A 7,867-nucleotide genomic window follows, 5' to 3' on the forward strand; every position below is an offset into this window, starting at 1 on the left:
CGCCGACCGCGGCTGCGGTGCCCGGCGCGACGGAGGACGACGCCGGCGGAGGGGGCGGGACGGGCGGGCTGAGGAGCTCGGTGTGCAGGGCACGCAGGGCGGGGCCCGGGTCGGCGCCCAGGCGGGCGGCGAGGTCGCGGCGGACGTCCTCGTAGGCGGCCAGTGCCTCGGCGGGTCGGCCGGCGTCGCGCAGGGCCCTGATCCGCAGTACCTGGAGGGGTTCGTCCAGGGGCCGGCGGGCGCACAGTTCGGCCAGCTCCGGCAGGATCCGCGGGGCGTCGCCGAGGTCGAGGGCCGCGGCGAGCCGGCCCCGGCGCGCGTCCAGGCGTACGGCCTCCCACCGGGCGGCCTCGGCAGCCGGGTCGGGCAGGTCGGCCAGGGCCGGACCGCGCCACAGGGCGAGGGCCTCGTCGTAGCGGGCGGCGGCGCCCGCCGGGTCGGGGGCGGCGGCGGCTTCGCGGACGAGCCGTTCGAAGCGGTACAGGTCGACGTCCTCGCGCCGCGCGTCGAGCAGGTAGCCGCCCTCGGCGGAGCGCACGGCCCCGTGTCCCAGAGCCCGCCGCAGTCGCCCGACGAGGGCTTGGAGCGCGGCGGGGGCGTCGGCGGGCGGCTGCGCGTCCCACACGTCGGCGACCAGCAGGGCGGGCGGGACGGCCCGCCCCGGGCGCAGGGCGAGCGCGGTCAGCAGGGCCCGCAGGCGTGGGCCACCGACGGCGACGGTGCTCCCGTCGTCGCGGATGGCCTGGGCGGTGCCGAGAATCGCGTAATGCACCGGCCCATTGTCGCCGCCCCCGCACTCCGGCCCGCGCACGGGCCGGGGTAGGTTTCGCCGCATGGGTCACCAGGGCAGCCGCGGCGAGCGGCAGATCAGTTCCGTATTCCTCTGCGTCGTCGCCGTCATGGCGGTCACGGGCTGGGCCGTGTGGACCGGGTACGCGGCGAGCCCGGGGTTGGCCGTGTTCCTCTTCGTGACCTCGGCGTGGATCGTCTCGCTGTGCCTGCACGAGTACGCGCACGCCCGCACGGCCCTGCACGGCGGTGACATCACCGTCGGTTCGAAGGGCTACCTGACGCTGAACCCGCTGAAGTACACGCACCCGCTGCTGAGCATCGTCCTGCCGGTGGTCTTCGTGATCCTGGGCGGGCTCGGTCTGCCCGGTGGCGCCGTGTACATCGAGCGCGGTCGGATCCAGGGCCGCTGGAAGCACAGTCTGATCTCGGCGGCGGGTCCGCTGACCAACGTGGCCTTCGCCGTGGTGTGCACGGCGCCGTTCTGGCTGGGCGCCCTGGACGGGGTGCCGGTGCCGTTCCGGATGGCGCTGGCCTTCCTGGCGCTGCTCCAGGTGTCTGCGGCGATCCTGAACTTCCTGCCGGTGCCGGGGCTGGACGGGTACGGCGTCATCGAGCCGTGGCTGCCGCACCGGGTGCGCCGCGAGGTGGAGCCGCTGGCGCCGTTCGCGCTGATCGGCGTGTTCGTGCTGCTGTGGATCCCGTCCGTCAACGCGTTCTTCTTCGAGACGGTGAGCGGGGTGCTGAGCGCGCTCGGCGTGTCGGACCTGGACACGTACTGCGGCCGCGAGCTGTACCGCTTCTGGAACGACCCGGACGGGTTCTTCTGCGCGGTCCCGGCCGAGTAGCGGCGGGCGCCGGCCCCGGCGGGGTTCAGACCTTCTGGGCCTTCTCCACCTTGGCCTTGCGCACGTAGTACCAGGCCATGTTGGACGTCAGGCCGGCGAGCAGCACCCAGATGATCCCGAGGAAGCTGCCCTCCACGAAGGCGACCACGGCGGCGGCCACGGCGAGGACGCAGACGACAACGGCGAACACTGCAAGGCGGGGCATCGGGAACAGCTCCTCGGCGACACGGGACGGGGTCGAGCCCATCCAGTGTCCCCCATGCGTCGTGCCGAGTACGGCCGGGGCACGGCCGTCCGGTGCCGGGGCCGCGGCGGGCGGCCCCGGAGGCGGGCTCACACGTCGGTGAGGCGCAGGCCGGCGTGGGCCTTGTAGCGGCGGTTGGTGGAGATCAGGTTGGCGACCATGGCCTCGACCTGGTGGGCGCCCCGCAGCCGGCCCGCGAAGACGCCGCGCATGCCGGGGATGCGGGCGGCGAGGGCCTGGACGAGGTCGGTGTCGGCGCGGGATTCGCCGAGGACCATCACGTCGGTGTCGATCTCCTCCACGGAGGCGTCCTGGAGCAGGACGGCCGAGAGGTGGTGGAAGGCGGCCGTGACGCGGGAGTCGGGAAGCAGGGCGGCGGCCTGCTGGGCGGCGCTGCCCTCCTCGACCCGGAGGGCGTAGGCGCCCTGCTTGTCGAAGCCGAGCGGGTTGACGCAGTCCACGACGAGCTTGCCGGCGAGGTCCTCGCGGAGGGCTTCCAGGGTCTTGGCGTGGCCCTCCCACGGCACCGCGATGATCACGATGTCGCTGCGGCGCGCGCAGTCGGCGTTGTCGGCGCCCTCGACGCCGAGGCCGAGTTCCGCGGCGGCGGTCTCGGCCCGGTCGGCGGCGCGGGAGCCGATGATCACCTTCTGGCCGGCGCGGGCGAGCCGGTAGGCGAGGCCGCGGCCCTGGTCGCCGGTGCCGCCGAGGACGCCGACGACCAGGCCGGAGACGTCCGGCAGGTCCCAGGGGTCCTTGGCCGGCGGCTTCTGCGTGCTGTCTGTGGAGGTCATGGGGGCGAGGGTACTGCCGAGTAGCCGCCGGTTCGAGTCCCGTGGGGCACGACCAAGTGGAGGGAAGCCCTCCTGCCGGGGTGCCCGATGGTGCAGGATGCCGCCATGGACGCCGTCAGGGTCGCGCTGCTGCGCGAGGTGCTCGCCGGTACGCAGTGGCCGCGGGAGGCCCGCCGGTTCGCCGGCTCGCTGCGGCGGTCGGTGGCACCGTCCGGCAACGCTCTGTTGCTGGTCGGCACGGAACAGTACGAGCCCTGGCACATGGCCGCCCACCTGGTGGACGAGTCCGCCTGGTCGGGGCTGCCGGAGCTGGCGCCGACGTTGGTGCGCCACCGGGTGCTGCCGGGCGAGCCGCCGCACCTGTCGGTCGGGCTGGGACGGCTGGAGGCGGCCCGGCGGGGGCACACGCTGCTGGTGGTGGCCCCGGATCGGCCCGGCGCGGGGCTGCTGGAGCGGGTCCACGACGCCCGCCGCGCGGGGGCCACCGTACTGGCGCTGGACGGTGGGGACCCGGATCTCGGCACCCTCGCGCACGAGGCGCTGTCGGTTCCGCGGGACACCGCCGGGCTGGATCTGGACACGGTGCAGCACCTGGTCAGCGCCGCGGCCGGGGAGAACGGACCGCCCGCCCGGCGGGGGCCGCGGCGGTTGCGCGAGCGGCTGGCGCGGCTGGCCGATCAGCTGACCGCCCCGCCGCCCAGCCGCTGGTAGGCGACACCGGCGAGGGCGCTACGGCGTGGCGGCCCCGCCCTCGCCCTCCTCACGGGTCTTGTCGTTCCACTTCGGGTCGTTCTGCCATTCGAGGTTGCGTTCCTGCGCCGTCTCCATGGCGTGGGCGGCCTCCTCGGGGCTCCCGTACGGGCCGAAGCGGTCCTTGGCGGGGCAGTCGGGGCCTTCCTCGACCTTGTTGTGGACCAGGCAGTAGTACCACTCGCCCGGTTTGCCCACCTGGCGCTTCTTGAACAGGGCCATCGTCGTCCGGCTCCTCTCGATGCTGCTCTCGTCAGCCATGCTGCCCCATCCCCGCTGGATACACTCGCTCGCATGTCTGGCCAGTCGCTGCTCGTACCAGGCGAGCTCTCTCCCGTCCGTTCCGTTCCCGGAAACATCCGCCGGCCCGAGTACGTGGGCAAGCCCGCGCCCACTCCGTACACCGGACCGGAGGTGCAGACGGCCGAGACCATCGAGGCCATGCGCATCGCCGGCCGGATCGCCGCCCAGGCGATGGAAGAGGCCGCCAAGCTCATCGCGCCGGGGGTGACCACCGACGAGTTGGACGCGGTCGCCCACGCGTACATGTGCGACCACGGCGCCTACCCGTCGACGCTGGGCTACCGGGGCTTCCCCAAGTCCCTGTGCTCCTCGCTGAACGAGGTCATCTGTCACGGCATCCCCGACTCGACCGTCCTGCGGGACGGCGACATCGTGAACCTCGACGTGACCGCGTACATCGGTGGGGTGCACGGCGACAACAACGCCACCTACCTGTGCGGGGAGGTGGACGAGGAGTCGCGGCTGCTGGTGGAGCGGACCCGCGAGGCCCTGAACCGGGCGATCAAGGCGGTCAAGCCGGGCCGCCAGATCAACATCATCGGCCGGGTCATCGAGTCGTACGCGAAGCGCTTCGGCTACGGGGTGGTCCGGGACTTCACCGGGCACGGCATCAACTCGTCGTTCCACTCCGGTCTGATCATCCCGCACTACGACAGCCCGCACGCCACCACCGTCATCGAGCCCGGCATGACCTTCACGATCGAGCCGATGCTGACGCTGGGCACCCACGAGTACGACATGTGGGAGGACGGTTGGACCGTGGTGACGAAGGACCGCAAGCGGACCGCGCAGTTCGAGCACACGCTCGTGGTGACGGACAGCGGGGCGGAGATCCTGACCTTGCCGTAGGCATGAACCATCCGGACCCTTTTACCGACAACGCGTCGGGAACACATTGACTTAGGCAAGCCTAAGTAGGAAGATCGGGCGTGGCGGCATTGCCCCCACGCCTGTTTCCCCTTCCTCAACGGAGGTCCGTCTTGGACGCCTTCTCCACGGTCATCCGTGTCGCCTCGCACGAGCAGCACACCGAGGCCGAGACCTCGACGTTCATGAGCGACCTGCTCGGCGGGCGGCTCGGCGTGGACGCGTACACCCGCTACACCGAGCAGCTGTGGTTCGTGTACCGGGCGCTGGAGGAGGCGGCCGACTCCCTCCGGGAGGACCCGGTGGCCGGGCCGTTCATAAGGCCCGAGCTGATGCGCCTGGCCGAGATCGAGCGGGACCTGGCCCACCTGCGCGGGCCCGGGTGGCGCGAGAGCCTGGTCGCGCTGCCCGCGACCGCGGCGTACGCCGAGCGCGTCGCCGAGTGCGCGACGTCCTGGCCCGGCGGCTACGTGGCCCACCACTACACGCGCTACCTGGGCGACCTCTCCGGCGGCCAGATCATCCGCGACAAGGCGGAGCGCACCTGGGGATTCGAGCGCAAGGGCGACGGCGTCCGGTTCTACGTGTTCGCGGACATCTCCAACCCGGCCGCCTTCAAGCGGACCTACCGGGAGCTGCTGGACGCGATCGCCGCGGACGACCTGGAGAAGCAGCGCATCATCGACGAGTGCAAGCGCGCCTTCGACTTCAACGGCGCGGTCTTCCGCGAGCTGGGCGAGCAGTTCCGCCTCAGCGCCTGATCCCGTACGCGAACGAGGGCCGGCCCGGTGCGATGCGCACCGGGCCGGCCCTCCGTCGTGTTCGGGATCAGTCGGCGAAGCGGACGCGGCCGCCGATCTCGATCGTGCCGTCGGGGGCCGGGGCGGTGAGGATCTGCGAGCCCTCGCCCTGGGTGATGTTCAGGGCGCGGCCGAGCTGCGCGGTCAGCAGGATCGCCGCCGAGCCGGTGGCCTCGTCCTCGGTGACGGCGCCGTCGGGGCGCCGGGGGAAGCCGCGGGCCCGGATCCGCCCGGCGGCCTCGTCCTCCCAGGCCCAGGCGTACAGCCAGCCCTCGCCCGGGGGCGGGGCGGGCAGGGCGTCGACCTCGGCCGCGCTCGCGTACCGCTCCGTGCGCTTGTCCGTGACCCACTCGGGGCGGGCCGTGATCCAGGTGAACTCCCCGTCACCCCGGGCCCACACGGACCCGGCCGGCGGGTTGAGCTCCTCGATGTCGAGCAGCCAGGCGACGCCGACGAGCGGGTGTCCGGCGAAGGCCATCCGGGTGCCGGGCGTGCGGATGTCGACGACCCCGCGCTCGGGGTCGTCGACGAACACCGTCTCGCTGTAGCCGAGTTCGGCGGCCAGCGCCTGCCGGGACGCGTCGTCCGGGCAGGTGCGGCCGTCACGGACCACTCCGAGCGGATTGCCGAAGCGGCCGTCACCCGCGCAGAAGACCTTGAGCACATCCAGATCGTTCACGCGGGCATTCAAACACGCCTCAGACCTGGGCCGTACGGCGGCGGCGGGCCGCGAACACCGCGCCCGCGCCCGCGGCGACCACGAGGCCGGAGGCGCCGAGGAGGGCGCCGGCCGGGATCTCGGAGCCGGTGGTGGCCAGGTTGCCGCCGACGGAACCGCCGCCGGCCGAGCCGCCGCCACCGACCGAGCCGCCGCCCACGGCGCCGCCGGTGGTGCTGCTGCCACCCGAGTTGCCGCCGCCCGAGGAACCGCTGCCGCCGGTGCCGGCCGGCGGGAGGGTGACGTCCTTGTCCACGGCCACCGAGAGGTCGAGGGAGTCCATCGGCTTGCCCGGCTTGTACTTGTCCAGCACGGCGTTGTCGTTGGCGAACACGGCGGAGCCCTGCTCGGTGAAGACGGCGGGGACCGAGTTGAGGGCGAGCAGCCCGCCCCGGGTCTTGTACTCGACCTTCGACAGGTCGAGCGTCGCGAACGGGATGTCCTTGCGCAGGCCCGCGGCCGTCCTGGCGTCGAGGGTCAGCGTGCCCGTCCCGCCGTTGCCGACGACGCGGATGTTGCTGAACGTCAGGTCGAGGCCGTGCGCCGGGTACGCGAAGCGCAGGGTTCCGTCGAAGGCGGCGTTCAGCTTCCGGTTCTTGGTGTCGAGCTCGCCCTTGCCGAAGGCGAACGCGTACGTGTTGCCGCTCTTGGCGGCGCCACCGGACGCGGTGATGCCCTGCTCGCCGACGTACTCGCGGAAGGACCGCATGATGCCCCAGGTGAGCTTGCCGCTGAGGATCTTCTGGGGGCCGTCGGCGGGAGGCGTGGTGACGGGCGGGGTGACGGGCGGCGTCACGGGCGGCGTGACCGGCGGGGTCACCGGCGGCGTGACCGGAGGCGTGACGGGCGGGGTCACCGGCGGCGTGACGGGCGGAGTGACCGGCGGGGTCACCGGAGGGGTGACCGGAGGCGTGACGGGCGGCGTGACCGGCGGGGTCACGGGCGGCGGCGGGAACTCCAGCGCCACCGTCACCTTGTCGCCGTCCGCACCCGAGTAAACGGGGCGGGTGAACACGGCGGCGAACTCGGGGGTCAGCTTGGTCGACAGGCCCGCCATGTTCATCCCGGCGAAGGCCACGTCCGCGAGGGGGACGTCCCGCGTGAGGGTGCCGTTCTTGGTGACGTCGGCCGTCAGCTTCTTCGTACTGTTGTTGATCTTGAAGTTTTCCATCTTCACGACGAACCCGTGCGCGGTCCCGTCGAAGACGACCCGGCCCTTGAAGGTCGCGGCGACAACGTTGCCGCCGTCCTTGTCGTACTGGCCGGTCGCCTGCCCGAAGCGGAAGCCTCCGGGTATCTCGGTGGCGCCGTCCTGCGCGGTGACCGAGCCGATGCTCTTGACGTACTCGCGCAGGCTCGTCAGCACCCCCCAGTCGAGGGTGCCGCCGAGCACCGGAATGGGTGCGGCGGCGACCTGCGCGCCGACGGCCGGGACGTTGCCGTCGGCGGTCGCGGGCAGGACGAAGGCGGTGGTTCCGAGGGCGGCGGCGGTGAGCACGGCGGCCGCGACGGCGATCGGACGGCGGCGGGACGACGACATGGCTGGGTACTCCTGAAGGACCGTGAAGAAGAGGAAGGGGGTGGGGCGGGCGCTACGGGGCGTCGGGGGACGCGGGCGCGGCGGGCGCGGACTCGGCGGCGTTCGCGCGGCGGGACCGCAGCACCAGGAAGGCCGCGCCGCCCGCCAGGACCAGGACGGCCGCGGCGAGGGCGACGTACAGCCCGGTGTCGGAGGACTTCCGCGCCGCGGCGGC

General features: G+C 73.0%; 10 protein-coding genes. 4 read left to right on the forward strand and 6 right to left on the reverse strand.

Annotated elements, in window-relative coordinates; all coding sequences use genetic code 11:
• Positions 1–835 (reverse strand): AfsR/SARP family transcriptional regulator (locus NOD94_RS38955; protein ID WP_281210982.1); only part of this gene is annotated, 835 nt, incomplete at its 3' end.
• Between NOD94_RS38955 and NOD94_RS38960 the strand changes: the two genes are divergently transcribed.
• Entirely contained in the window at positions 834–1,637 is an 804-nt protein-coding gene (locus NOD94_RS38960) for a site-2 protease family protein (protein WP_281210983.1), read from the forward strand. The genes NOD94_RS38955 and NOD94_RS38960 overlap by 2 nt on opposite strands.
• A 25-nt stretch (positions 1,638–1,662) precedes the next feature.
• On the opposite strand, the gene NOD94_RS38965 is transcribed toward NOD94_RS38960, so the two are convergent.
• On the reverse strand, positions 1,663–1,842 hold the full coding sequence (locus NOD94_RS38965) for a hypothetical protein (protein WP_281210984.1): 180 nt from the start codon (positions 1,840–1,842) through the stop codon (positions 1,663–1,665).
• Positions 1,843–1,970: 128 nt separating this feature from the next.
• A complete protein-coding gene (gene npdG, locus NOD94_RS38970) occupies positions 1,971–2,675 on the reverse strand; it encodes an NADPH-dependent F420 reductase (RefSeq protein WP_281210985.1) in 705 nt (234 codons plus the stop codon).
• A 105-nt stretch (positions 2,676–2,780) separates the two neighbouring features.
• On the opposite strand from npdG, the gene NOD94_RS38975 reads away from it, so the two are divergent.
• The gene (locus NOD94_RS38975; RefSeq protein ID WP_281210986.1) at positions 2,781–3,386 is read left to right on the forward strand and encodes a hypothetical protein; all 606 of its coding nucleotides are present in this window, start codon (positions 2,781–2,783) and stop codon (positions 3,384–3,386) included.
• 18 nt (positions 3,387–3,404) lie between these two features.
• On the opposite strand, the gene NOD94_RS38980 is transcribed toward NOD94_RS38975, so the two are convergent.
• Entirely contained in the window at positions 3,405–3,647 is a 243-nt protein-coding gene (locus tag NOD94_RS38980; RefSeq protein WP_281210991.1) for a hypothetical protein, read from the reverse strand.
• 72 nt (positions 3,648–3,719) lie between these two features.
• Here NOD94_RS38980 and map point away from each other — a divergent pair, with 72 nt between their 5' ends.
• Together map and NOD94_RS38990 are read left to right on the forward strand one after the other, a co-directional pair.
• Positions 3,720–4,577 carry a type I methionyl aminopeptidase gene (gene map, locus NOD94_RS38985; protein ID WP_281210987.1) on the forward strand — a complete coding sequence of 286 codons (858 nt, stop codon included), beginning with the start codon at positions 3,720–3,722 and terminating at the stop codon, positions 4,575–4,577.
• Between the two features lie 131 nt (positions 4,578–4,708).
• Positions 4,709–5,356 carry a biliverdin-producing heme oxygenase gene (locus NOD94_RS38990; RefSeq protein ID WP_281210988.1) on the forward strand — a complete coding sequence of 216 codons (648 nt, stop codon included), beginning with the start codon at positions 4,709–4,711 and terminating at the stop codon, positions 5,354–5,356.
• Between the two features lie 67 nt (positions 5,357–5,423).
• Here the strand turns inward: NOD94_RS38990 and NOD94_RS38995 are convergent, their stop codons facing one another.
• Together NOD94_RS38995 and NOD94_RS39000 are read right to left on the reverse strand one after the other, a co-directional pair.
• Positions 5,424–6,074 carry a PhzF family phenazine biosynthesis protein gene (locus tag NOD94_RS38995; protein ID WP_281210989.1) on the reverse strand — a complete coding sequence of 217 codons (651 nt, stop codon included), beginning with the start codon at positions 6,072–6,074 and terminating at the stop codon, positions 5,424–5,426.
• Positions 6,075–6,093: 19 nt separating this feature from the next.
• Complete coding sequence (locus tag NOD94_RS39000) at positions 6,094–7,653, reverse strand: HtaA domain-containing protein (protein ID WP_281210990.1); 1,560 nt, start codon at positions 7,651–7,653, stop codon at positions 6,094–6,096.
• Positions 7,654–7,867: the final 214 nt, after the last annotated feature.

Source organism: Streptomyces sp. Isolate_45, assembly GCF_024721315.2.
GTDB lineage: Bacteria > Actinomycetota > Actinomycetes > Streptomycetales > Streptomycetaceae > Streptomyces.

What these genes read in the sequence shown, in the direction of transcription:
- NOD94_RS38960 (WP_281210983.1), top strand. Translation starts at nt 834, where the DNA reads ATGGGTCACCAGGGCAGCCGCGGCGAGCGGCAGATCAGTTCCGTATTC.
- map (WP_281210987.1), top strand. Translation starts at nt 3,720, where the DNA reads ATGTCTGGCCAGTCGCTGCTCGTACCAGGCGAGCTCTCTCCCGTCCGT.
- NOD94_RS38975 (WP_281210986.1), top strand. Translation starts at nt 2,781, where the DNA reads ATGGACGCCGTCAGGGTCGCGCTGCTGCGCGAGGTGCTCGCCGGTACG.
- NOD94_RS38980 (WP_281210991.1), bottom strand. Translation starts at nt 3,647, where the DNA reads ATGGCCCTGTTCAAGAAGCGCCAGGTGGGCAAACCGGGCGAGTGGTAC.
- NOD94_RS38965 (WP_281210984.1), bottom strand. Translation starts at nt 1,842, where the DNA reads ATGCCCCGCCTTGCAGTGTTCGCCGTTGTCGTCTGCGTCCTCGCCGTG.
- npdG (WP_281210985.1), bottom strand. Translation starts at nt 2,675, where the DNA reads ATGACCTCCACAGACAGCACGCAGAAGCCGCCGGCCAAGGACCCCTGG.
- NOD94_RS39000 (WP_281210990.1), bottom strand. Translation starts at nt 7,653, where the DNA reads ATGTCGTCGTCCCGCCGCCGTCCGATCGCCGTCGCGGCCGCCGTGCTC.